We start from the raw sequence: 23658 nt of genomic DNA on the forward strand, positions 1-23658 counted from the left end.
ACCGGTGTCCATCATCGACCCCGTGCCGCATTACGTCTCCCCGTTCGGCGGGTCTGTTTCGCCGGGGCCGGGGGTGGTGCTGGTCGTGGTGCTCGGCGTCGCCGGAGGGGCGGTGGGGGTCGGGGGCGGGGCGGTCGGAGTGGGGCTGGGCGTCGGCGACGTGCTCGGCTGTGCGCTGGGCGTGGCCGATGTGCTAACGGTAGCCGACGGCGTGGGTGAAGGCCGGTGCTGCTTCGTCGGCACGGCCGACGGCCGGCTCCGGACCGGCTTGGGGCGCGTCGGCGTGGGCGACGGGGAGGCGGTGATGATCGGGCTCATCGGGACGACCGGCGAGCCGGACCCGGGATCGCCGTTCCGGTGCGTCAGGTCCTGGGCGACCAGCGCGCCCAGCCCGACGGCCGCCGCGCATCCCGCCACCGTCGCGGCGATCACCGTCGTACGGCGCAGCCCCCTGCGGGAGCGCCGCCCGCCGCCCGCGGTCTCCGCGCCGGGGCCGTACGGATCCGAGCCCGCGACACCCGCACCCGCGGCGCCCGAGCCCGCGACACCGGTGCCCGCGACGACCGGTCCCGTACCCGCGGCGCCCACGGGGCCCGTGCCGGCCGTACCCGCGGCGCCCGTGCCGCCCGTGTCCGCGTCGTCCGCGTCGACGGGGGTCGGCGTCCCGGCGTCCGCGTCCGCCGGGGCGGGAACGACGTCGCTCGGCCACTCGCTCGCGGGCTCCGCCCGCCACCCGTGCGGGTCGGTCAGCTGCGCCAGCCCGGCCGCGCCTGCGGCGGCGAGCGACTCGCGCAGCGCGCGGGCCCGCCCGGCCAGCTCGTCGGCCTCGGCCGGGCGGCTGCCGGGGTCCTTGGCCAGGCACCGCATCACCAGGTCCCGAACGGCCTGCGGCACGCTCTCGGGCAGCGGCGGCGGCTCCTGGCCGATGTGCATGAGCGCGATCGCCACCTGCGTCTCGGAGACGAACGGCGGCCGGCCCGCGAGGCACTCGTAGGCGACCACGCCGAGCGAGTAGACGTCGGTGGCGAGGGTCAGCCGCTCTCCCGACGCCTGCTCGGGGCTGATGTACTGGGCGGTGCCCATCACGGTGCCCGTCCGCGTCATGGGCGCGGCCTCCAGCGCCCGGGCGATGCCGAAGTCGGTGATCTTCACCGTTCCGGTCTCGGTGACCAGCAGGTTGCCGGGCTTGATGTCGCGGTGGATGATCCCGGACCGGTGTGCGGCGGCCAGGCCCCGGGCGGTCTGCTCGACCACGTCCAGGGTGTTCTCGACGCCCAGCGGGCCGCCGCGCTTCAGGATGGCCGCCAGCGACTCGCCGGAGACCAGCTCCATCACGAGGTAGGCGACGTCGTCGGCCTCGCCGTAGTCGAAGACCTGGGCGATGCCGGGGTCGGACAGGCCGGCCGCGATCCTGGCCTCCATCCGGAACCGCTCACGGAAGTCGGGGTCGGCCGCCACGTGGCGGCGCAGCAGCTTCACCGCCACCTCGCGGCCCAGCAGCTCGTCGCGGGCCCGCCAGACCTCGCCCATGCCGCCCGTCGCGATCCGCCCCAGCGGGCGGTATCGGTCCCCGAGCAACGCGGTCATCGTCTCAGCACCGCTTCCATCACGCTCTTGGCGATGGGGGCGGCGGTGTGGCCACCGGTGGCCTCGCCACCGGCGCTCCCGGACTCCACGATGAGCGCGACCGCGATCTTCGGGTCCTCGGCGGGGGCGAAGGAGATGAACCAGGCGTGCGGCGGCTTGCCGGGGGCGTTCTCGGCGGTGCCGGTCTTGCCGCCGACGGACACGCCGGGGATCTTCGCGGCGCCCGCGGTGCCCTTCTCGACGACGTTGACCATCATCTCCCGCAGCTTGCGCGCGGTGTCCTCGCTCACCGCCTGGGAGAGCTCCGTGGGGTCGGCGGAGTCGATCTCGCCGCCCTCGGCGTCGGCGATCTTGTTGACGAGGTACGGCTTCATCACGACGCCGTTGTTGGCGATGCCCGCGGCGACCATGGCCATCTGCAGCGGGGTCATCTGGTTGTTGCGCTGGCCGATGGAGGTCATGGCGAGCGCCGCGTCGTCCTCTTTGGGGCCGATCCCGCTGCCGGCGACCGGGAGCGGGATGCTCAGCGGCTCGCCGCCGATGCCGAACTTCTCGGCCTGGTCCTTGAGCGCGTCGTAGCCGAGGTCCATGCCGATCTTGGCGAACGGCGTGTTGCACGACAGCTCCAGGGCGAACGACAGCGTCACCCGGCCGCTGCCGCACGACTCGCCGGCGTAGTTGGGCAGGTCGTGGCTGGTGTTGGGCAGGTCGAGCACCGGCGGGGCGTCCACCTGGCTCTCCGTGCCCAGGGAGTCGTCCTTCTCCAGCAGGGCGGCCAGGGTCACCACCTTGAAGGTCGAGCCCGGCGGGTAGGTGCGCTCGATCGCCCGGTTGATCAGCGGCTTGTCCCCGTCCTTGTCCAGCTTGGTGTACGCCTTGTTGACGTCGGCCTTGTTGGGCACGGCCAGCGGGTTGGGGTCGTAGGACGGGACCGAGACCATGGCACGGATCGCACCGGTCTTCGGCTCGATCGCGACCAGCGCGCCCTTCTTGCCGCTGGCGCTCAGCGCCTCGTAGGCGGCCTTCTGGGCCTCGGGGTCGATCGTCAGGTCGACGTTGGCGCCCTTGGTCTTCTTGCCGCTGAACAGGTCGATGCCGCGCCGGAGCATCAGGTCGGCGCTGGAGCCGCTGAGCAGGCCGTTCTCGGCGTGCTCCATGTCGCGCTCGCTCTCGGGCGCGAAGAAGCCGGTGACGGGCGCGTAGACCTTGCCGCCGGGGTAGCGGCGCTCGAAGCGGTAGTCCTTGTTGACGCCGGTGTCGACCGACTCGGCGAGCACCTTGTCGCCGGCGGTGATCCGGCCGCGCTCGACCTCGTAGCGGGCGAGGAAGTTGCGCTTGTTGCGCGGGTCGGAGCTCAGCTTGTCCGCCTTGACGGCCTGCAGGTAGTTCACATTGAACATGAGCAGGCCGAACATGAGCAGACAGGCGATGGCGACGCGCTTGAGGGGACCGTTCATCGCTGGAACACCTGCGTCATTCCTTCGTCCTGGATGGCCTGGGGCGGCGGCTGCCTGGCCGCGTCCGACGTGCGCACCAGCAGCGCGATCAGGATCCAGTTGGCCAGCAGCGCCGAGCCGCCCTGCGACATGAAGGGCGTGACCAGGCCGGTGAGGGGGATCAGGTTGGTGACGCCGCCGACGATGATGAAGACCTGCCAGGCGATGATGAACGACAGGCCGCCCGCCAGCAGCTTGGAGAACGGGTCGCGGGCCGCGAGCGAGGTGCGCAGGCCGCGCTCGACCAGCAGCGCGTAGAGCATCAGCAGGGCCATCACCCCGGTCAGGCCGAGCTCCTCGCCGGTGGCCGGGAAGATGAAGTCGGAGATGGCCAGCGGGATCATGTCGGGGTGGCCCTGGCCGAGCCCGGTGCCGAGGATCTTCCCGGTGGCCAGGCTGAACAGGCCCTGCATGAGCTGCTCGCTGCCGCCGACCTGCTGGAAGAGCTCCTGGCTCTCGGGGTCGAGGAAGACCTCGAACCGGTTGTGCACGTGCTCGAAGAGCATCCCGGCGAGGATGGCGCCGCCGATGAACAGCAGGACGCCGATCAGCACCCAGGAGGTGCGCTGGGTGGCGACATAGAGCATCGCGATGAACGTGCCGAAGATGAGCAGCGAGGAGCCGAGGTCCTTCTGCAGGATCAGCACGCCGAGGCTGAGGCCCCAGACGATGAGGATCGGGCCGAGGTCGCGGGCCCGGGGCAGGTCGATGAAGAGCAGCCGCCGCCCGGCCAGGGCCAGCACGTCGCGCTTGGCGACGAGATAGCCGGCGAAGAACACGATCAGCGCGAGCTTGGCGAACTCGGCGGGCTGGAGGGAGAAGGCGCCGAGGTTGATCCAGATCCGCGCGCCGTTGATCTCCTTGCCGACGAACGGCAGCAGCGGCGCGATCAGCAGGGCGAGGCCGAGCGCGCCGGAGGTGTAGGTGAGCCGCTGCAACGCGCGGTGGTCGCGCAGCACGATCAGCGTGACGGAGAACATCACGACCCCGACGGCCGTCCACATCAGCTGGGTCGCGGCCGACGCGCCGAACGCCTTGGCCTCCTCCAGCCGGTAGATCATCACCAGCCCGAGCCCGTTGATCAGCGTCACCAACGGCAGGATCAGCGGGTCGGCCCAGGGGGCGAACTTCGCCAGCACCAGGTAGGCCGCCAGCATGAGGCCGCCCAGGCCGAGGCCGTAGCCCAGCATCCCCGCGGGGATCTTCTGGTCGACGGCCAGGCCGACGTTCGCGTACGCGAACATCACGATCGCGACCGCGAAGGCCAGCATCGCGAGCTGGGCCACCCGTCGCTTGGCGGGCATGGGAACGGGTTCTGCGGCAGGGGTGCTCATGTGTCTACTGCGACCTCGTGGGTTCCGGGGTTGCGCTCTCGCTGGGCTGGGCGGTCTGCCTGGCCTTTCCCTCCGGCTTCCGTGCGGACGACTTCAGCTCCTGGATCTTCCGCAGGCCGGCGTCGACGTTGGGGACGGGGATGCCGTCGCGGACCTGGCCCTGTTGGAAGGCCCCGAGGGCCGTCACCGACTCGGCGGTGCTGCGGGCGACATCGAAGAGCTCGATGGGACCGAGGTTGGTCTTCACGCCCTGGAAAACCACGATCTCATCCCCTTTCGCCCCCACGAAGTACTGGTCGTCGAGCCACTGGTTTCCGAAGTACCACCCTAGGCCGCTGCCGACCAAGACGACGCCCCCGGCGGAGGCCAGAAGGGGCCACAGACGCCGCCGCCGCTTCGCCGGACGTCCCGCGGCCGCGGCCTTCGCGGCCCGGGGGGCCGCGGGCTCGTCGTCCTCGTCGTCGGTGATGACCGGCTGCGGCATGGTGATCGCGGCGGCGCGGCCCGCCGGGGTGTCCGGCGGCTGCGATTGGGGCCGGGTCGAGCCCGCGGCGCCGACCACGGCCGCCTCGACGACCGGGACGGCTCCCTCGTCCACCTCCAGGACGTCGGCGACCACGCAGGTGATGTTGTCCGGGCCGCCGCCGCGGTTGGCCAGGTCGATGAGCGCGCGGACCACCGCCTCCGGGTCGTCCACCGTCGAGAGCGTGTGGTGCAGCGTCTCGGCGCTCACCACCCCCGACAGCCCGTCGGAGCACAGCAGGTAGCGGTCGCCGATCTGCGCCTCGCGCAGGGACAGGTCGGGGTCGACCTCCCCGCTGCCGTCGAGCGCCCGCAGCAGGATCGACCGCTGCGGGTGCGTGGCGGCCTCCTCCAGGGTGATCCGCCCGTCGTCCACGAGGGACTGCACCAGCGTGTGGTCGTGCGTGATCTGGTAGAGCTCCCCGGCCCGCAGCAGGTAGGCGCGGGAGTCGCCGACGTGGACCAGCGCCACCCGGGTCCCGGACCACAGCATGGCGGTGAGCGTGGTGCCCATGCCCTTCAGGCTCGGGTCGCGCCCGACCATCTCGTGCAGCCTGCGGTTGGCGTCGCGGACCGCCGCCTCGATGGCGCTGAGCAGGTCGCTCCCGGCCGCGCCCTCGTCGAGGGAGGACATCGCGGCGATGGCGACCGAACTGGCCACCTCGCCGTGGGCATGACCGCCCATGCCGTCGGCGACGGCGAGCAGACGGCCGCTGGCGTACGCCGAGTCCTCGTTGCCCTCGCGGAGGAGCCCGACGTCGGAGCGGGCGGCGTAACGGAGTGCGATGGTCATTTGCGCAATTCGATGACGGTCTTACCGATGCGGATCGGAACACCGAGCGGCACCGGAGTCGGACGGGTGACTTTTGAGCGTTCGAGATACGTGCCGTTGGTCGAGCCGAGATCTTCCACGATCCACTGACCGTCCTGGGGGAAGAGCCGGGCGTGCCGGCTGGAGGCGTAGTCGTCGCTCACCACCAGCGTGGAGTCGGTCGCCCGGCCGATGGTGATCGTCGCCTCACTGAGGGGGATGGTGGTGCCCTGAAGGGGGCCGCCGGTCACGACCATCTGCCGCGGCTCGCCCCTCTTGGGCTTGGCCGCGGGTTTGGCCGGTTTGGGTGTCTTGCGGGCTGATGCGGTGCCTGCCGTCTGGGAGCCGAAGAGGTCCGTCCGGATCACGCCGACCGCGGCGATCACGAAGAACCACAGCACCGCGAGGAAGGCGAGCCGGATCAGCAGCAGCGTGAGCTCGGACATGGAGCGTCTGTTTACCTCTAATCGCGCCGGAAAACCAGTGTCGTGCGTCCGAGCGTCACGCGAGTGCCGTTCTGGAGCTCGACCCGGCGGACCGGCTGGCCGTTGACGAAGGTGCCGTTCGTGGAGCCGAGGTCGACGAGCACGACCTGGGGGCCCTCCACTCGCAGCTCGGCGTGGTGCCGGGACACACCCGGGTCGACCAGCCGTAGATCGCAGTCGGTGCCCCTGCCGAGCAGGGTCACCGGCGTGGTGAGATCGTAGGAGCGCTGCCCCTGCGGGTCGTCCTGGGTGGAGACCAGCAGCCGGGGCTGCCCGCCGAAGGCGCGCGGCCGGGGCGCGGGCACGTCGCTCGGAGGGTGGCGGATCTCGTCCTGCTCGACCGTCGCGCCCCGGATCACGCCGGAGCGGATCCGGAACAGCCCGACCGCCAGGTCCTCGGCGGTCTCGAAGCGCACCCGGACGGGTCCCACGAACGAGTAGCCCTGTTCCTTGGCGTACTCCCTGGCGAGGTTGGCGAGTTCGTGGCCGATGCTGTCGGCGTACACCTCGAGGCGCTCGCTGTCGGTCACGGACAGCTCGACCACGAAGTCGTTCGGCACGAGCGTGCGCCCCTGCGCGACGATCGCGGCCCGTTCGTCCATCTCCCGCTGGACCGCGCTGGCGACCTCGACCGGCTGAAGGTCAGATTTGAACGCCCGCGCAAAGGCCCCCTCGACCAAGCCTTCGAGCCTGCGCTCGAAGCGCTGAAGGACTCCCACCGGGTACCTCCCTTCTTCCGTCCTATGTGGGTCACGGCCGCTGGGGGGCTCGTTCCTCGCTCTCCTGCACTCAAGCTCCTCCGCTCCGCGTCTAGGAGGATCGTATCCGGGTTCGTGGGTAGCGGCTGATTCGTGCTAATGTTTCGACCGCACCCAGCAAGGGCGGGTGGCGGAACGGCAGACGCGCACGGTTCAGGTCCGTGTGTCCGAAAGGACGTGAGGGTTCAAATCCCTCCTCGCCCACACGGAACCGTCGATGGAATCGACGAATCCGAATTCTCGACGAAGGGCCCCGGTTCATCAGAGCCGGGGCCCTTTCGTATGTCACGGCGGTCTCCCGCGGGGGTCAGGGCGGGAGCCGTACGGTGACCGATCATGACCTGCTGTCTACCCCGAGCCGCTTGCAGTGAGCTTTCGGTGCGCTTTCTGGAGATTCACCCTGTTCGCCCTCAGCTTAATGAGCATGGCCGACCCACCCGCCCGGAACGGCCGGGACACCGGCGAACCGCACGTTGATCCGCATGTCGATCCGTCCGCCGGCCCGCGCGTCGCCCGCCGGAAGAGGACACCCGGGCCCGGCCGGTGGAGCCGGGCGGCGGTGGACGCGGACGGCGGCGGAGCCGGGCGGGCCGACGGAACCGGGCGGGTGGAGGCGATCCGCCCCACCGCTGCCCGGCTCCGTCTCCCGGCGTCCCTGACGACCCGGCCGCGTCTCCCGGCGGCCCCTAACGGGCGGCCCCTAACGGGCGGCCAGGACGCGGACGTCGAGGAGCTCGCCCACCAGGTCGGTGAGGCTCACCATGCCGGCCACCTCGCCGCCCTCGTCCGTGACGAGGCCCACATGGGCGTGGGCGTCCTGCAGGACGGCGACCGCCTCGGAGATCGTCGTGGTCTTCGCCAGCCGGGGCACCGGCCGGGCCAGCTCCGCGGGGCTCTCCCCGGGCCGGACCAGCAGGTCCCTGACGTGCAGCACACCCACCACCTCCGAGCGGCGCCCCGCGTTGACCAGCAGGCGCAGGTGCCCGCTCTCGGCGGCGGCGCGGCGCACCTCGGCCTCCCCGGCGTCACCGGCCACCGAGGCGGCCCGCTCGATGGGCAGCATCAGCCGCTCGACCGGCTGCTGGTGGGCGCGCAGCGCCCGGGTGAGCAGGTCGTGCTCGGTGCGGTCGAGCAGGCCCATCCGCCCCGACTCGCCGACCAGCATGGCCAGCTGCACCGGCGTCCTGGTCGTGGCCAGCTCGTCCCTCGGGTGCACGCCGAACATGCCCAGCACGGCGTTGGTCAGGCCGTTGAGGGCGGCCAGCACCGGCCGCATCACCCGGGTGAAGCCGCGGAACGGCAGGGACACGCTCATCGCCGCGGTCTCCGGATGGGTCAGCGCCCACGACTTGGGAGCCATCTCGCCGACGACCATGTGCAGGAACGTGATCAGGGCCAGCGCGAGCACCAGCGAGACGGGGACCCGCAGCGACTCGGGCAGGCCCACCAGCCCGAAGACCGGCTCCAGCAGGTGCTCGATGGCAGGCTCGGTGACCATGCCCAGGCCCAGCGAGCACAGCGTGATGCCGAGCTGCGCGCCGGCCAGCATCAGCGACAGCTCCTTGCCGCCGCGTACGGCGGCGCGGGCGACGATCCGGGTGAACCGGCCGCCCCGGCCCGCCAGCTCCTCCAGGCGGTGCCTGCGGGCCGAGATGACCGCGAACTCGGCGGCGACGAAGAAGGCGTTGCCGATCAGCAGCACCACGCCGAGCAGCAGCGCGCTCACGGGGCTCATCGCTCCCCCTCCGCCGCGCCGGTCCCGGCGCCCTCCCGGGTCCTGCGGGCGGCGCTCATGGCGGGCTCGCCGCGCTGACCGCCGTCCTCCCGGGCGCCGTCCTCCCGCGCGCCGTCGTCCCGGGCGTCGTTCTCCCGGGAGGCGTCCTCCGGGGAGCCGCCGTCCGGCGTCCCGTCCTCCCGCGCGCCGCCCTCACGGCCGCGGTCGTCCCGCGCGTTCCCCCGCGCGCGGTCGTTCCGCGCACGGTCATCCGGCGCGCCGTCCTTCATGGCGGTGTCGTCCCGCGCGCCGTCCCCGGCCGCCGGGAGCGACAGCCGTACCCACTCGGGCACCCGGCGCTGCACCGACAGCACGGTCAGCACCGCGCTGGCCTCCTCCGGGCCGTCGTCGTCGAGCAGGTCGGTCTCCACGGTGAGCGGGACGGTCACCTCGTCGTCCGGCTCGGCCATCCGGCCGAGCACGGCGAGCACCAGGCCCGCGATGGTGTCGTAGTCGTCGCTCTCCGGGAGCGCCAGCTTGGTGACGCGCTCGACCTCGTCGAGGCGGAGCGTGCCGGGGAGGTTCCAGGTGCCGTCGCCGTTGGCGACGACGCCGGCCGGTTCGGGATCGTTCTCGTCCATCAGTTCGCCGACGAGCTCCTCGGCCAGATCCTCGACGGTGACCACGCCGGCGAGCCCGCCGTACTCGTCGATCACGCAGGCGAGGTCGTCGCGGGCGGCGCGCATGCGCTCCAGCACGACCGGAAGCGGCAGCGAGTCGGGTACCAGCAGGGCCGGGCGGGTGATCTGCGACAGCGGGCCCTCGGACTCACCGGAGCGCAGCAGCTCGCGGACGCCGGTGACGCCGACCACCTCCTCGCCGTTCTCGGTGGTGAGCACCGGGTAGCGGGAGTGGCCGTGCTCGCGGATCGCGTCGACCAGGTCGGAGATCGGGCGCCCGGCGCGGAGCAGCACCACCCGGGGGCGCGGCACCATGACGTCCTCGGCCGTGCGGTCGCCGAACTCCAGGGCGCGTTCGAGCTGCTCCGACAGCCTGGGCGGCAGGTCGCCCGCCGTGGCCGACTCGGAGATGATCCGGGACAGCTCCTCGGGGCTCGCGCCGTGCTCCACCTCCTCGACCGGTTCCACGCCCACCCGGCGCAGCAGGCCGGCGGCGGCGGAGTCGAACAGCCGGATGACCGGCCCGGCGACCTTGAGGTAACCGAGGGTCCAGGAGGCCAGGAACTTGGCCACGGGTTCCGGGCGGGCGATGCCGAGGTTCTTCGGGGCCAGCTCGCCGAGCACCATCTGGATGGTGGTGGCGATCGCGACGGCCAGCGCCACGGCCACGCCCGGCGCGGCGGCCTCGGGCAGTCCCGCGGCCGTGAGGCCGGGACGGATCACCTCGGCGATGGCGGGCTCGGCGATGAAGCCGACCAGCAGCGCGGTGACGGTGATGCCGAGCTGCGCGCCCGAGAGCATGAAGGAGAGGCGGCCCGTCACCTCCAGCGCGCGCCGGGCCGCGGCGTCACCGGCGTCGGCCTGTTCACGCAGCGCGGTCCGGTCGGCGGCGACGAACGCGAACTCCTGGGCGACGAAGAAGCCGGTGGCGACGGTGAGGAGAAGTACGGCCAGCAGACCGAGAGCCGTGTTCACAGAGCGGCTCTCCCGGTCGGATCAGCGGTTCCCGTGCCTGCGCACGGGCCGGTACTCCATGGGTCCGGAGTGGACACGATCATCCTTTCGAGCAGAGGTCATCCTCTACCGTAACGATCCGTGAGGGGGTTGGTGTTTCCGGATCGGCCGACGATTGCTTTACCGGTGGTTATGTACCGTCTGGGTACTTCTGTATGACCAAACCTTGGGGACGTGCTTCGCGGGCCGGGGCCGGGACGTAGCGTCGATAATGGCCTCTCATCGCGAGCTGGAGAAGTGGCGGGGATACGACGTGGGTGACGCGCAGGACGACGACGACCGCACGCGTGCGATGCGGCCGCCGCCCGCCGAGCCGTGGCGCGCGGCGGGGCAGCCCGCCCACCCGGTTCCGGGGCGGAGCCGTACGCCCCACGACCAGGGCGGAGGCCGTACGGCCCGCGACCGGGACCCCGGCCGTGCCGCCGGGCCTCCCGGGACTTCCGGACCTGCCGGATTCTCCGGGCCCGCCGGGACTTCCACGCCTGCCGGGCCTCCCGGACCCGCCGGGTCCGGGCCGGGGGATGTCACGGCCCCCCGGAGGACCTCGCGGGTCTACGGCAAGGCCAGGGAGGGCTCGGAGCCGGTCAGGTCGCTCTCCGGCCCGCCGTCGCCCTCCGCCGGGCCCGCGGACGCCGGTCCCCCCGACAGGAAAGGCGGCTCCCGGATGCCAGGCACCACCTGGAGACCGAAACGACCCGGCAGGCTGGCGGTGCGGATCCTCGCCGGTCTGGTCGTCGTGCTGCTGGTGCTCGGCGTCGTCGGCTTCTTCGTGATCAACTCGCGGCTGAAGGAGATCGACGCGCTCGGCGACTACGCCGGCCGGCCGGACGACACCCCCGGCACCAACTGGCTGCTGGTCGGCTCCGACAGCCGCGAGGGCCTGACCAAGGCCCAGCGCAAGAAGTTCGCCACCGGCCGCGCGTTCGGCCGCCGTACCGACACGATGATGCTGCTGCACATCCCCGACGGTGACGGCCGGCCGACCCTGGTCAGCCTGCCCCGTGACTCGTACGTGCCGATCGACGGGCACGGCAGCGACAAGCTGAACGCCGCCTACGCCTACTCCGACGGCGGCCCCAAGCTGCTGGCCAAGACCGTCGAGAAGGTCACCGGCCTGCGCATCGACCACTACATGGAGATCGGCTTCGGCGGATTCGTGGGCATCGTGGACGCCATCGGCGGCGTCGACATCAACGTCAAGCAGGACATCAAGGACCCCAAGGCCGGGATCGACCTGAAGAAGGGGGTGCAGACGATGGACGGCGGGACCGCCCTCGGCTACGTCCGCACCCGCGCCACCGGCGGCATCCCCGACTTCGAGCGGACCCAGCGCCAGCGGCAGTTCTTCTCCGCGGTGGTGAAGAAGGCGTCCGGCCCCGGCGTCCTGCTCAACCCCTTCCGCTCCTTCCCGCTCGCGCTGAGCGCCACCGACGCGGTGGCCGTCGGTGAGGAGACCGGCGCCTTCGACCTGCTCTCCCTCGGGCTGGCCATGGGCGACAACCCGGTCACCACGATCGTCCCGGTCGCGTCCTTCCCCAAGGTCAACGGGCAGGACGTCGCCAAGTGGGACAGCCAGCGGGCGCTGCGCATGTTCCGGGCGCTGGCCGAGGACAAGCCCGTCCCCAAGGACGCCATGGGCAAGTGACGCGCCCTTCCCGCCCGGCGTGACACCGGGCGGGAAGGGCTCCGCGTCCGCGGGGTCCCGGACGTAGGGTCCGGATCATGACGACTATCGCCGAGGAAGTCCTCCTCCTCGCGCTCAGCGAGCGGGAGGGCGCACAGCTGGTCGGCTCGACCGACCTGGACATCGCACTCGGAGGCGCTCTGCTGGCCGAGCTGGCGGCCGGCGGTCGCGTCGGCCTGGACGGTAAGAAGGTCACCGTCCTCGACCCCACCCCCCTCGGAGACGAGGAGGCGGACGCGGCGCTGGCCCGGATCGCCGCCGAGAACAGGTCGCACAAGCCCGACGGATGGGTCTACAAGCTCCGTTCGGGCAAGCTCCGCGAACGTCTGCTCACCCGGCTGGCCGAGCGCGGCGTGCTGGACGAGGAACGGTCGAAGATCCTGGGGATCTTCCCCCGCACCCGCCACCCGGAGCGCGACCCGAGCGTGGAGCGGGCCGTGCGCGACCGCGTCCTGAGCGTCCTGGACGGAGTCGCGCCCGACGAGCGGACGGCGGCGCTGATCGCCGTCCTGCACGCGGCCAAGATCGACCGCAAGGCGTTCCCCGACGTGGACCGGCGGCGCTTCAAGGAGATCGCCCGGGACCACTGGGTGGGCGACGCCGTCTCGAAGACCATCGACTCCGTCAACATCGCCGTCATGACGGCGACGACGACCACCACCGTGACCTAGCCCGCGTCCGTACGGCCCGCGTCCGTAGGGCCCGCGTCCGTACGGCCCGCGTCCGGGGCCGGTTGGGCCGCTTCCGGCCCAACCCGGGGACGGACTTGGGACAATGGGCGTCATGACTGTTCCTGAGGTCGAAGCACAGGCCGTCCCCGACGGAGCGTTCCTGCTCGATGTGCGCGAGAACGACGAGTGGTGGGCGGGGCACGCGCCCACGGCCGTCCACATCCCGCTCGGGGAGCTCCAGGCCCGGGCCGGTGAGGTGCCGTCGGACGCGCCCGTCTACGTGATCTGCCGATCCGGCGGCCGGTCGGCGCACGCCGCCGCCTGGCTCAACCACGTCGGCCGGGACGCGATCAACGTCGGTGGCGGCATGCAGGCGTGGGGAGGAGCGGGCCTGCCGATGGTGAGCGAGAGCGGCCGGGACCCGTTCGTGGCCTGACCCGCCGGTCCGGGGCCGGTCCGGTCGCGTCGATCACGGGATCACGCGGCCGGGCCGGCCCCGCCGCGGTTCACCGTCCGGCCGATCCGTCACGGCTCACCCCGCCCGGCCCGAGCACGGCTCACCGTCCGGCATCCTGGGGATACCAGCGCAGCTCGACGGTGTTGCCGTCCGGGTCCCGCACGTACACCGACTGCGCGGTGCCACGCGCGCCGAACCGGGGGACCGGCCCCTCCAGCACGGTGAGGACGCCGGAATCGATCACCTCCTGCCAGTCCACGGGATCCACGACGAGGCAGATGTGGTCCACGTTGGACTCACCGCGCGGACGTTCGACCAGATCGATGATGGTGGACTCGTCGACCCGTACCGACGGGAAGGGCGCCTCACCCGCTCGCCACTCCGCGACCCGCTCCTCCTCAAGGCCGAGGGTCCCCGAGTAGAACTCCAGTGCCCGCTCGGCGTCCCGCACGTTGAGCACCAGATGGTCGAAGGCTTTCACCCGCATCGATGATCTCCTCTGCTGACTGTTCCGTCTGAATCGTAGGGCGGCTCAGCCGCGTGCGGTCGGCGGCGGCGGGTGAGGTCCTGCCACGGGTGCCGAAGGTGAGGCGGTGATCGCCGAGAGGCCCAGCCACGACCTGGTGGCCGAGCAGGGGTGGTCAACGTGTGTGGCCGTCATCTTCTCTCCGGTCGTCGGATGTCGCGGGCCGAGGGGACAGGGCCTGCGGCGCGCTTCGGGACCTCCGTCACGTGGTCAAGGGTGGGCGAACACCGATCAATGAGTCCAACGCATACTTTTCATCACGATCAATCTGAATCGACGATCGCTGGGCAGGTCCGCGGCAACCGAGGCCGTCGTCGCGATGCGCTCCGTGTTCTCCCGGTCCGGGCCTCCATCCGGCCCGCCGTGACTGTGCGCCCTCTCATGCGGCAATATGAGGGCGCTAGTCGCACAGCCAACGCGGGAGCTCGGGGCGCCGGGCTGAGAGGGCAGCACAGCCGCTGCCGACCGCATGAACCTGTCCGGGTAATGCCGGCGTAGGGAGCGTTTCGTGACATCCGATGTCATCGGTTCCAAGCATGCCGAGGCCCCCCTCACCCTCGACCAGGCCCCGCCCAAGACGCTCGGCGCGCTCGACCAGGGCGCGTTCTGGGCCAACCTGGGCGTCAGCCTGCTCGGCTTCTCCTTCGCCCTCTTCCTGATCGACCCCCTGCTCGACGGCGACGCGCTCACCCTGCCCGCGGCGCTGCTCGCCTCGCTCGTCGGCAGCCTGGTCGGCACCGCGATGGTCGGCCTCGCCGCGGTGCCGGGCGCGCAGACGGGCCGGCCCGCGATGGTGCTGCTGCGCGGCCTGTTCGGGGCGAGGCTCTCCTACGTCCCCACCGTCCTCAACATCGTCCAGATGATCGGCTGGGGCGCGTTCGAGCTCTGGGTCGTCGCGATGGGCGCCCAGGCGATCTTCGGGCCGTCCGTGCCGTACGCGGTCTGGGCGGTCGCCGCCGGGGCGCTGACGACGGCGCTGACCCTCTATCCGCTGGGCGCCATCCGGCTGCTGCGGAGGTTCGTCACCGCCGGCGTGGTCGTGTCGGTCGTCTGGTTCGCGGTGGTCTTCCTCCGCGACACCCCCGTCCAGACCGGCGGGTCCTGGCACAACTTCGCCCCCGCGGTGGACTTCGTGGTCGCCCTGTCGGTGTCGTGGGTGCCGGTCGCGGCGGACTACGCCCGGCACTCGCGGTCCAGCCGCGCGGCCTTCACCGGCGTGGTCGGCGGCTACACGATCGCCCAGGTGGCGTGCCTGGCAGTCGGCGTCTACGCGGTGGCGCTCGCCGGCCACGCCGCGGTGGGCGAGAACCCGACCACGGTGTTCGCCCCGTTCGTGGCGGCGCCGCTCGGGGCGCTGTTCTTCGGGATCCTGGTGCTGCGCGAGTCCGACCAGTCGTTCGCGAACGTCTACTCCACGGCGATGTCGCTGCAGAACCTGCTGCCCAGGGTGGACCGGAGGGTCTTCTCCGTGGCCATCGGCGTGCTGACCACCGCCATCGCCCTCGTCATCGACGTCAACTCCTACCAGGCGTTCCTCGGCATCATCGGCGCGGTGTTCGTCCCGATGTTCGGCGTGCTGGCGGTCGACTACTTCCTGCTCGGCCGCGGCCGGAACTGGGACACCTCCGAGACAGCCCCCTCCCGCCTGCTCATGGTGGTCCCGTGGGTGCTCGGCTTCGCCACCTGGTGGCTGCTCGCCGCGCCCTCGACGGTGTCGTGGTGGGCGGCCGTCTGGGACGCCGCCAGGAAGGCCCTCGGCTTCACCACCCAGCCGTGGATGAGCGCGTCCGTCGGGTCCTTCCTCGTCGCGGGCCTGGTGACCCTGGCCGTCGGCAGGCTCGCCCGGCGGCCGGGCCCGGCCTCTCCCTCTCCCGCCCCGGCCCCGGACCGCACCCGGTGACCGGCCCCGTACGCGATGACCGGCCGTACGCGGTGACCGGCCCCGTACGCGATGACCGGTCGCCCTTCTGAGCGGGTGCGGGGCCCTCGCCCCGCGCCCGCGGGCCGCCTACGGGCCGAGGGGCGGGCGCCCCGCGCCCCGCTCGACGCGCAGCAGCCGTTCCTTGGCGACCGGTCCGCCGGCGTAGCCGCCGAGGACGGTCTCGCTCTCGACCACCCGGTGACAGGGAACGATCACGCACACCGGGTTGCCGCCCAGCGCGTTGCCGACCGCGCGCAGCGCCCGGGGCCTGCCGATCCGCTCGGCGATCTCCCGGTACGTGGTCACCGTGCCGTACGGGACCGTGAGCATCTTCTGCAGCACCGTCCGGGCGAACGGCGTGGCGAGCCGCAGGTCGATCGAGACGGTGAAGGTGCGCAGCCGCCCGGAGAAGTAGGCGTCCAGCTCCCGGCGGACCGGGTCGATCCGCCGGGGGTCGCCCCCGATGAACGAGCTGACCTCGTTGCTGACGCGCTCGAAGACGACGTTCTCGTCCTCGTAGCTGCACGCCACCACGCCCCGGCCCGTCACGGCGAGGACGAGGCGTCCCACCGGCCCGTCGAGCGTGCCGAACGCGACATCCGGGGAGGTTTTCCCCACGTATGTGGGCGAGGTCACCCGCAGCAGTGCGTCGATGTCGCCGGATGACATGGCCCCACCCTTTCGCTGTCCGAGCGTGTTCAGGTGCGCGGTGACGGCAGCGTATCGGACGGATCCTCCCAACGGGTGTCAGCACATGCGGACGAAAGTGCCAAGATCAGGCCGGTTGACGCGGCACTATTGGTGTGTGGGTGACAGCAGGGGGTGTGACGACGGCATCGGCCGCGCGGTCGTCGCGAGCGCGCCCAACGCGATCGTCGCCCTCGACCGCGACCAGACGGTCCTCAGCTGGAACGCCGCCGCCGAGCGGCTGTTCGGCTGGACGGCGGCCGAGCTGCTCGGCCGCCGCGCCCCGATGGTCCCCGAGGAGCTGACCGCCGAGCACAACGCCGTCCTGGAGCGGGTCCGGACCGGCGGCCAGGTGTCGCTGCGGACCAAACGGTTCCGCCGCGACGGCGCCCTCCTCGACGTGCGGGTCGACACCAGCGCGCTGCGGTCCTCCGCCGGGGCCCTGCTCGGCTACGTCAGCGTCTACCACCTGGCACGCGACGACGAGAGCGCCCACGACGGAGCCGCCCGGCGGGCGCAGCTCGTCCGCAGGCTCACCGACGTGGTCGCCGACATCAACGCCGAGCGGGAGCTGCCCGCCGTGCTCGACCGGATCGCGGCCAGTCTCACCGAGCTGACCGGCGCCGACGCGGGCGGCTTCGTGCTGATCGAGGGCGACCGGCTCCGGCTGGTGGCCACCCACCGGCTGCCGGAGTCCATGCGCGGCTCCACCGCCGACCTGCGCTCCAGCCTCGTCGGCAAGCTCCTGCGCACCGGCCGGACCGTGATGCTGGAGACCGGCGAGCAGGCCGCGCTGGACGAGCTGATCTGGTCGCGGCTGCCCGGCCTGCACACGATCGCGCTCGGACTGGCGGCGGTGGGCGGCCGGCCGTACGGCGCGCTGTACGCGCTGTTCGCCAAGCGCAAGGCCAGCCACCTGGAGCTGGAGCTGCTGGAGCTGCTGGCCGGGCACGCCGGGATCGCCGCCGGCAACGCCCTGGCCTACCAGGAGGCGGTGTGGCAGCGGGCCCACGAGCGGGCCGTGTTCGACGCCGGCGCCGACGGCATCGCGGTACTCGACGGGCTGGGCCGCGTCACCCGGTGGAACCCGGCGGCGGCCGGGCTGACCGGGCTCACGGCGGCCGACGTGATCGGCGGGCCGCCGCCGTTCCCGCTGCCGGAGCCCGGTGACAAGCTCACCCTGCAGCTCCCCTCGGGGGCCTGGCTGGAGGTGCTCCGCGCGGAGATCCCGGAGACCGGGGAGACCGTGGTCGACTTCCGCGACATCACCCGCGCCAAGGAGCTGGAGGAGGCCAAGGACCTCTTCCTGGCCACCACCAGCCACGAGCTGCGCACCCCGATCACGGTGGTGCGGGGGTTCGCCGGCACGCTCGACGCCCGCTGGGACAGCATGACCGAGGCCGAGCGCCGGTCGGCCGTGCACACCATCGCCGAGCGGGCGCGCTCCCTCGGCCAGCTCATGGACCACCTGCTGCTGGGCTCCCGGGCCGGCACCCGCGAGCTCACGCTCCGGATCGAGGCCCTCGACATGGGCGCGCTGATCCGTGCCGCCACACTGGGCCTCCCGGTGCTGTCGGACCTCCACCACGTCGAGGTCGATGTGGCCCCTGACCTGCCCCCGGTCTCCGGCGACGCCCTGGCGACCGATATCGTGCTGGGGCAGCTCCTGGAGAACGCGTTCAAGTACTCACCGGACGGCGGTCTCATCAGGGTCGCGGCTTGGCGGGAAGGTGACCGGGTGGTGGTGGTCGTGGACGACGAGGGCGTGGGCATCGCGCCCGCCAGCCGTGAGCGGGTGTTCGAGCGGTTCGTCCAGGTGGACGGCGGTGACCGCCGCAGGTTCGGCGGAGTCGGCCTCGGCCTGTACATCGTGCGCAGTCTGGCCCGCGCCCAGGGCGGCGAGGTGACGGCGCACGAGAGTCCGGGAGGGGGCACCCGCATGCGGCTCTCCCTGTCCATCGCCGGCACGCCGGGCGCCTATACCTGACCGACACACCGGTGTGGTCACGACCCGGTAACGGATGCGCTGAACTATCGTCGAATGTGCACAAGCCGTAATCGAGGCGCGGTTTCTAAGACCATCTAACGGGGCATTTCGGTCGTAGTAGGTGTGTTCCTGAGGGGGAACGGGGAAACGGGGAGGTGAGTGCGTCGAGCGTCGTCCTGTTGCCGTATGCACCGTCCAGCGTCGCTGTCGCACGCCAACGTCTCTGCTCTGACCTGCAGGAATGGGGGGTCTACGAGACCGCCATCGACGACGCGGTCCTCGTGGTGAGCGAACTGCTGAGCAACGCGCTCCGGCACGCGCACCCGCTGCCGTCCGGTCAGGTCATGGTCGCCTGGCGATGGTCCGGGGGATGCGTCGAGGTTGCGGTGAGTGACGGAGGAGCCGCCACCGAGCCCCGCGCCGGACGGCCCACCCTCTCCTCCCTGGGCGGCCGCGGTCTCGGCATCGTCGAGTACGTCGCCGAGCACTGGGGCGTCAGGCACGAGGGGGAGATCACCACGGTCTGGGCGCTCGTCACCACCGTCACCGTCACCGATGCGGACACCGGCCAGGGGTCCGTCCCCGAGCCCGCGCTGCGGGAGTGCGGGTAGGACCGTTCTGTCCGGCCGCTCACCGTTTGTCCGTCCAGCCGTTCACCGGCAGACCGTCCCCGGCCCACCGGCGGAGACATCCGTACGGCCCGGCCACGGCCCCGGATGTGGCGGGCGGCTCATGCCGGGGCGGTCACTTCGAGAGCCGGCTCACGACCGTGACCACGGCCACCACCGCGAACGCCACCACCGCCAGCACGAGTACGAACTTCAGCAGCCCGAACAGCGCGGGCAGCACGAGCGCGAACACGACGTAAAGCGCCAGCAGGACGCCCAGGACCGCCATCACGGTACGAGTCATGAGATCAACGGTACGCGGGGTGCGGGTTCCACGGGGGCGGCGAGGATAACGATCCGCTCTCCCCGATCTTCGTGAACCCCACCAAATCCTCACGAACGCTCCCAGATTCTCGTGAACGCTCCCTGACCCTTGCGGAACTCTCTCCGATCCTTGCGACCTCCCCCTGAGCCTCGTGAACGTTCCCTGACCCTTGCGAACTCCCCCGGTTCTTACGGACCGGTGACGCGGGCGCGGCCGGCGGCCCACGCGGGCCTACCGTGGACGTCATGAGCGCGCGCATTCTGGTGGTCGACGACGACCCCACGGTGGCCGAGGTCGTGGTCCGCTATCTCGAACGCGACGGCCACCGGGTGGAGTGCGTCTCCGACGGCGCCGAGGCACTCCGCCGGGCGCTGTCCGATCCGCCGGACCTGATGGTGCTCGACCTGATGCTGCCGAAGATGGACGGTCTCACCGTCTGCCGGAAGCTCCGCGAGCGCCGCCCGATCCCCGTGATCATGCTGACCGCGCTGGGCGAGGAGATCGACCGGGTGGCCGGCCTGGAGATCGGCGCCGACGACTACGTCACCAAGCCGTTCAGCCCCCGGGAGCTGGCCCTGCGGGTGCGGTCCGTGCTGCGGCGGGGACGCGGCGCCGCCGCGGCGGCCGGGACCGGCGTGCTCCGGGACGGCGACCTCGTCGTCGACGTCGACGCCCACGAGGTACGGCTCGGCGGCGCCGAGGTGACGCTGACCACCCGCGAGTTCGACCTGCTGGCCCACCTCATGCGCAACCCCCGCCAGGCGTTCGGCCGCGCGGCCCTGCTCGACCAGGTCTGGGGCTGGTCCTTCGGCGACTCCTCCACGGTGACCGTGCACGTCCGCCGTCTCCGCGAGAAGATCGAACCGGACCCGGCCGCACCCCGGCGCATCGTCACGGTGTGGGGCGTCGGCTACCGTTTCGAGCCCACGCCGGAGGTGTGACCCCCGTGTTCCCGCCTGCCGTACCGACTTCGTGGTCCTTCACCCGATCCACGCCGGAGGTGTGACCCCCGTGTTCCCGCCTGCCGTACCGACCCCGTGGTCCTCCACCCGTCCCACGCCCGAGGGGTGATCCCCGTGCTCCCCGAGATCCTGGTCATCGTCCCGGTCACCGCGGGACTCGGTCTGCTGGTGGCGCTGGCCGGCCTGGGCGCGATGCGGCTGCTGCGCGAACGGTCGATCGGCGTGATGCTCGCGGTGGTCGCCGTGGTGACCGTCGTGGCGACGGTCGGCGGGGTGGTCGCCATCACCCTTGAGATGATCATCGAGGGCACGCCCCGGGACATCGTGCTCAGCGTGGTCGCGGTCGGCGGGCTCGTCGGGCTGGGGGTCGCGGCGGTGCTGGCCCGCCGGGTCGTCGCGGCCAGCCGCAGGCTCGTCGCGGCCGTGCGCGCCGTACCGCCGTCGGGGGAGTTCACACCGCCCCGCGGCCTGCCCGCCGAACTCGACACCATCGCCAGGACCCTGGACCAGGCGTACGAGCGCATCCGCCTCGGTCACGAGCGCGAACGCGCGCTGGAGAGCGCGCGCCGCGAACTCGTCGCCTGGGTCAGCCACGACCTGCGCACCCCGCTGGCGGGCATGCGGGCCATGGCCGAGGCGCTGGAGGACGGCGTGGCCGGCGATCCGGAGACCGTGGCCCGCTACCACCGGCAGATCCGCCTGGAGGTGGACCGGCTGTCGGAGATGGTGGGCGACCTGTTCGAACTGTCGCGGATCCACGCGGGCGCGCTGCGGCTGTCGCGCTCCCCGGTCGGCCTCGGCGACCTGGTCGCCGACGCCCTGGCCGGCGCCGAACCGCTGGCCAGGGCCGGAAACGTACGGCTGGCCGGCGAGGCGGGCGAGGTCGTCCCGGTCGTGGCCGACGCGGGTGAGCTGTCGCGGGCGCTGCGCAACCTCGTGGTCAACGCGATCAGGCACACCCCCGCGGACGGCACCGTGCTGGTGCGCGCGGCGGTGGAGGGCGAGGTCGCCTGCCTGTCGGTCGCCGACGGCTGCGGCGGCATCCCGGACGAGGACCTGCCCCGCGTGTTCGACGTGGCCTTCCGCGGCGAGGCGGCCCGGACCCCGGGCGCGGACGGCGCCGGGGCCGGGCTCGGCCTGGCGATCGCCCGGGGCATCGTCGAGGCGCACCAGGGGACCATCGGCGTGGTCAACACCGGGCCCGGCTGCCGCTTCGAGATCCGCCTGCCGCTGCCCGCCTGAACCCCCGGCCGCCGCCCCGGGACTCACCGTCACGGCCGGTACGCGGGCCGGCCGGCCCGGGACCGCTGCCGGCCGCCCCGGCGTCCGCTCACCGCGACACCGGCGCGGCCGGTGGTCTCACGTGTCGTGGGGGCCGATCCAGGGGGAGACGAGGACCACCCGGGTATCCCCCCCGTCGTCGCTGGAACCGCCGGGATCGCCGGGATCGACGTGCCGGTAGGAGGACGGCATCCGCGGCGTGTCGAAGGACTCGACCATGGCGCGGAAGGTCGGGCACGGCCAGCGCCACATGCAGCCGCGGCACCGCAGGATCGGATGGGCCGCGTCACTGGTGATGCCGCCCGCGTCGCGCGGCCGGTGGAGGTCGAGGAGCCGGACCCCGAGCGTGGCGAAGCCGAGAAGCTCCTCGCGCGCGCCTTCCAGGAAGTCGAGGTCGTCGCCGGTCAGGCGGGTCCTGATCGGGACGTATCCCTCATGGCTCATCATTCCGCGGAGTGACCCGGCCGCGTCGTGCCACGAGGTGGCCTTCTCGGTTCGGGTGATCATGGACTCCAGGTGGTCCCGGAGCCGCTGTCGCTGGGGGTCCTCAGGAAGGTCGGTGTTCATACTGGTCGAGCCCGTTTCTGCTCAGCGGTCGTCGCTGCCGTGGCGCAGTGGACGGGCGGGAGAGTTCCGGGTCGCTCCCTTCCCGGCCGAGCCGGTATTGCGCAGTGTCAAGTCTCGCGCACTCTGGGTTTCCGTGGGGCCGGAACGGGGGACAAAAGGCCGACGACTCGTCCTTGGGCGAGAGAACGTGACCCGGGGCCTTCGCGCCGCTAGTGTGCCGCTGTGGAGCTAAAAGTCTCAACTCGATCTCATGCCGGGCACACCGTCATGACTATCACCGGCGAAATCGACCTTTACACGGCGCCGGGACTGCAGTCCGAGTTCACTCGGCTGCTCCAGGAGAGTCCGACCACCTACGTGGTCCTCGACCTCTCCAAGGTGGAGTTCTGCGACTCCACGGGGATGAACGTGCTGCTCGCCGCGCTCAAGCGGCTGCGTGAGCGCGGGGGGACCATGGAGCTGGCCGCGCCGCGGCCCGCCGTACGCAAGATCCTCCAGGTCACCGGGCTCGACTCGGTGTTCACCGTGCACGACGCGGTGCCGGACGAGTCGCTGTCGGCCGAGCCGCAGGGGTGACCGGCGCAACGATGACCGGCACAGCAGTGATCATCCCCGCCAAGGACGAGGCGGACAGGATCGGCGCCACCGTGGCCGCCGCCACGGCGCTCCCGGGCGTCGATCTCGTCGTGGTCGTGGACGACGGCTCGACCGACCGGACCGGCAGGGTGGCCAAGGCCGCCGGGGCACGCGTCGTACGGCACAGCCGCAACCGCGGCAAGGCCGCCGCCATGGAGAGCGGCGCCGAGGCGGTGCGCCTGTTCGACGGTGAGAGCCCCAGGAACCTCCTGTTCCTCGACGCCGACCTGGGCGAGACGGCGCGCACCGCCGCGCCGCTGATCGAACCCGTCGCGTCGGGTGAGGCCGACATGACCATCGCCGTGTTCGTCACCAGGGTGAAGCTTGGCGGCCACGGGTTCGTGGTACGGCTCGCCCGCGAGGGCATCGAGCGGGCGACCGGCTGGACCCCGGCCCAGCCGCTCAACGGCCAGCGCTGCCTGACCAGGGCGGCCTTCGAGGCCGCCCGCCCCTTGGCGCACGGCTTCGGCGTGGAGACCGCGCTGACGATCGACCTGCTGCGCAGGGGTTTCCGCGTGCGGGAGGTCGAGGTGGAGATGGCCCACCGGGCCACCGGCACCGACTGGAGGGCCCAGGTCCACCGGGCCCGGCAGTTCCGCGACGTCGCCCGCGCCCTGCTGGTCCGCCGCTAGGACCTGTTTTGTGGATCTTTCCGCCTACCGCGGTCGCCCAGGCGGCCCCTCGCCGCGTTGTCGCCCTGCCCCACGGAAACGCTCCGCAGGCTCCGCGTTCTCCGCGGGGACCCCGGAATCGCGTCACCCATAGCTCCGCTATGGGCTTCCTCCTCCGCCTTGCGAGGGACCACCTGACCGATCCTCGCCACGGCGAAGATCCACAAAACAGGTCCTAGTAGTGCTTTGTTAGGTCAGGCTGTTGTGGCTGGTCGGGTCGTCCGGGTGATGGTTCGATGCGGGCGTGACCCCCGAACAGCTCGTTCATATCCGT

The 23658-nt window shown here is 72.0% G+C and carries 22 protein-coding genes, 1 tRNA gene and 1 riboswitch; of the genes, 11 read left to right on the forward strand and 12 right to left on the reverse strand.

What is annotated here, in order from left to right:
* Positions 1–30 precede the first annotated feature (30 nt).
* From ACFYSC_RS16540 to ACFYSC_RS16565, 6 genes are read right to left on the reverse strand one after another with little or no spacing between them, the layout of a single operon-like run.
* On the reverse strand, positions 31–1587 hold the full coding sequence (locus tag ACFYSC_RS16540) for a serine/threonine-protein kinase (protein WP_389961796.1): 1557 nt from the start codon (positions 1585–1587) through the stop codon (positions 31–33).
* Positions 1584–3044: a peptidoglycan D,D-transpeptidase FtsI family protein gene (locus tag ACFYSC_RS16545; RefSeq protein WP_389961798.1), complete on the reverse strand. Its 1461-nt coding sequence runs from the start codon at positions 3042–3044 to the stop codon at positions 1584–1586. The genes ACFYSC_RS16540 and ACFYSC_RS16545 overlap by 4 nt, the downstream gene beginning before the upstream one ends.
* The gene (locus tag ACFYSC_RS16550; RefSeq protein WP_389961800.1) at positions 3041–4387 is read right to left on the reverse strand and encodes an FtsW/RodA/SpoVE family cell cycle protein; all 1347 of its coding nucleotides are present in this window, start codon (positions 4385–4387) and stop codon (positions 3041–3043) included. Before ACFYSC_RS16550 ends, ACFYSC_RS16545 begins: the two co-directional genes overlap by 4 nt.
* Before the next feature lie 34 nt (positions 4388–4421).
* On the reverse strand, positions 4422–5732 hold the full coding sequence (locus ACFYSC_RS16555) for a PP2C family protein-serine/threonine phosphatase (protein WP_389961802.1): 1311 nt from the start codon (positions 5730–5732) through the stop codon (positions 4422–4424).
* On the reverse strand, positions 5729–6196 hold the full coding sequence (locus tag ACFYSC_RS16560) for an FHA domain-containing protein (RefSeq protein ID WP_389961804.1): 468 nt from the start codon (positions 6194–6196) through the stop codon (positions 5729–5731). The genes ACFYSC_RS16555 and ACFYSC_RS16560 overlap by 4 nt, the downstream gene beginning before the upstream one ends.
* A gap of 17 nt (positions 6197–6213) precedes the next feature.
* Positions 6214–6954: a DUF3662 and FHA domain-containing protein gene (locus ACFYSC_RS16565; RefSeq protein WP_362944023.1), complete on the reverse strand. Its 741-nt coding sequence runs from the start codon at positions 6952–6954 to the stop codon at positions 6214–6216.
* Positions 6955–7114: 160 nt separating this feature from the next.
* On the opposite strand from ACFYSC_RS16565, the gene ACFYSC_RS16570 reads away from it, so the two are divergent.
* A tRNA-Leu gene (locus ACFYSC_RS16570) sits at positions 7115–7197 on the forward strand.
* Positions 7198–7693: 496 nt separating this feature from the next.
* Here ACFYSC_RS16570 and ACFYSC_RS16575 read toward each other — a convergent pair.
* Together ACFYSC_RS16575 and ACFYSC_RS16580 are read right to left on the reverse strand one after the other, a co-directional pair.
* A complete protein-coding gene (locus ACFYSC_RS16575) occupies positions 7694–8728 on the reverse strand; it encodes a hemolysin family protein (protein ID WP_389961806.1) in 1035 nt (344 codons plus the stop codon).
* Positions 8725–10362 (reverse strand): CNNM domain-containing protein, encoded by a 1638-nt coding sequence (locus tag ACFYSC_RS16580; RefSeq protein ID WP_389961808.1) that lies wholly within the window; start codon positions 10360–10362, stop codon positions 8725–8727. The genes ACFYSC_RS16575 and ACFYSC_RS16580 overlap by 4 nt, the downstream gene beginning before the upstream one ends.
* Before the next feature lie 703 nt (positions 10363–11065).
* Here ACFYSC_RS16580 and ACFYSC_RS16585 point away from each other — a divergent pair.
* The 3 genes from ACFYSC_RS16585 to ACFYSC_RS16595 all read left to right on the forward strand — a co-directional run bounded on the left by ACFYSC_RS16585 (position 11066) and on the right by ACFYSC_RS16595 (position 13192).
* Positions 11066–12046, forward strand: coding sequence for an LCP family protein (locus tag ACFYSC_RS16585; RefSeq protein WP_389961811.1), 981 nt, complete (start codon positions 11066–11068; stop codon positions 12044–12046).
* Positions 12047–12123: 77 nt separating this feature from the next.
* Positions 12124–12756 carry a GPP34 family phosphoprotein gene (locus ACFYSC_RS16590; protein ID WP_389961813.1) on the forward strand — a complete coding sequence of 211 codons (633 nt, stop codon included), beginning with the start codon at positions 12124–12126 and terminating at the stop codon, positions 12754–12756.
* A gap of 103 nt (positions 12757–12859) precedes the next feature.
* Positions 12860–13192: a rhodanese-like domain-containing protein gene (locus ACFYSC_RS16595; RefSeq protein ID WP_389961815.1), complete on the forward strand. Its 333-nt coding sequence runs from the start codon at positions 12860–12862 to the stop codon at positions 13190–13192.
* A 121-nt stretch (positions 13193–13313) separates the two neighbouring features.
* Here ACFYSC_RS16595 and ACFYSC_RS16600 read toward each other — a convergent pair whose 3' ends face one another.
* A complete protein-coding gene (locus ACFYSC_RS16600; RefSeq protein ID WP_362944011.1) occupies positions 13314–13700 on the reverse strand; it encodes a VOC family protein in 387 nt (128 codons plus the stop codon).
* A 446-nt stretch (positions 13701–14146) separates the two neighbouring features.
* A riboswitch (TPP riboswitch) is annotated at positions 14147–14260 on the forward strand.
* On the opposite strand from ACFYSC_RS16600, the gene ACFYSC_RS16605 reads away from it, so the two are divergent.
* Positions 14248–15639, forward strand: a complete 1392-nt coding sequence (locus ACFYSC_RS16605; RefSeq protein ID WP_389961817.1) for a purine-cytosine permease family protein — start codon at positions 14248–14250, stop codon at positions 15637–15639. Its footprint overlaps the riboswitch before it by 13 nt.
* A 108-nt stretch (positions 15640–15747) precedes the next feature.
* Here ACFYSC_RS16605 and ACFYSC_RS16610 read toward each other — a convergent pair whose 3' ends face one another.
* Positions 15748–16329: a methylated-DNA--[protein]-cysteine S-methyltransferase gene (locus ACFYSC_RS16610; RefSeq protein ID WP_389961819.1), complete on the reverse strand. Its 582-nt coding sequence runs from the start codon at positions 16327–16329 to the stop codon at positions 15748–15750.
* Positions 16330–16465: 136 nt separating this feature from the next.
* Between ACFYSC_RS16610 and ACFYSC_RS16615 the strand changes: the two genes are divergently transcribed.
* A complete protein-coding gene (locus ACFYSC_RS16615; RefSeq protein WP_389961821.1) occupies positions 16466–18334 on the forward strand; it encodes a PAS domain S-box protein in 1869 nt (622 codons plus the stop codon).
* 155 nt (positions 18335–18489) lie between these two features.
* Positions 18490–18945, forward strand: coding sequence for an ATP-binding protein (locus tag ACFYSC_RS16620; RefSeq protein ID WP_389961823.1), 456 nt, complete (start codon positions 18490–18492; stop codon positions 18943–18945).
* 133 nt (positions 18946–19078) lie between these two features.
* Here the strand turns inward: ACFYSC_RS16620 and ACFYSC_RS16625 are convergent, their stop codons facing one another.
* Complete coding sequence (locus ACFYSC_RS16625; RefSeq protein ID WP_362943997.1) at positions 19079–19246, reverse strand: hypothetical protein; 168 nt, start codon at positions 19244–19246, stop codon at positions 19079–19081.
* Positions 19247–19512: 266 nt separating this feature from the next.
* Here ACFYSC_RS16625 and ACFYSC_RS16630 point away from each other — a divergent pair, with 266 nt between their 5' ends.
* Together ACFYSC_RS16630 and ACFYSC_RS16635 are read left to right on the forward strand one after the other, a co-directional pair.
* A complete protein-coding gene (locus tag ACFYSC_RS16630; protein WP_362943994.1) occupies positions 19513–20208 on the forward strand; it encodes a response regulator transcription factor in 696 nt (231 codons plus the stop codon).
* 135 nt (positions 20209–20343) lie between these two features.
* Positions 20344–21471 (forward strand): sensor histidine kinase, encoded by a 1128-nt coding sequence (locus ACFYSC_RS16635; protein WP_389961826.1) that lies wholly within the window; start codon positions 20344–20346, stop codon positions 21469–21471.
* Between the two features lie 117 nt (positions 21472–21588).
* On the opposite strand, the gene ACFYSC_RS16640 is transcribed toward ACFYSC_RS16635, so the two are convergent.
* The gene (locus tag ACFYSC_RS16640) at positions 21589–22017 is read right to left on the reverse strand and encodes a hypothetical protein (RefSeq protein WP_389961828.1); all 429 of its coding nucleotides are present in this window, start codon (positions 22015–22017) and stop codon (positions 21589–21591) included.
* A 282-nt stretch (positions 22018–22299) separates the two neighbouring features.
* On the opposite strand from ACFYSC_RS16640, the gene ACFYSC_RS16645 reads away from it, so the two are divergent.
* Together ACFYSC_RS16645 and ACFYSC_RS16650 are read left to right on the forward strand one after the other, a co-directional pair.
* Entirely contained in the window at positions 22300–22653 is a 354-nt protein-coding gene (locus ACFYSC_RS16645; RefSeq protein ID WP_362943988.1) for an STAS domain-containing protein, read from the forward strand.
* Between the two features lie 11 nt (positions 22654–22664).
* Positions 22665–23345 (forward strand): glycosyltransferase, encoded by a 681-nt coding sequence (locus ACFYSC_RS16650; RefSeq protein ID WP_389961830.1) that lies wholly within the window; start codon positions 22665–22667, stop codon positions 23343–23345.
* Positions 23346–23658 lie beyond the last annotated feature (313 nt).

Origin of the sequence: Streptosporangium sp. NPDC004379 (genome assembly GCF_042873875.1) — a bacterium.
Lineage (GTDB): Bacteria > Actinomycetota > Actinomycetes > Streptosporangiales > Streptosporangiaceae > Streptosporangium.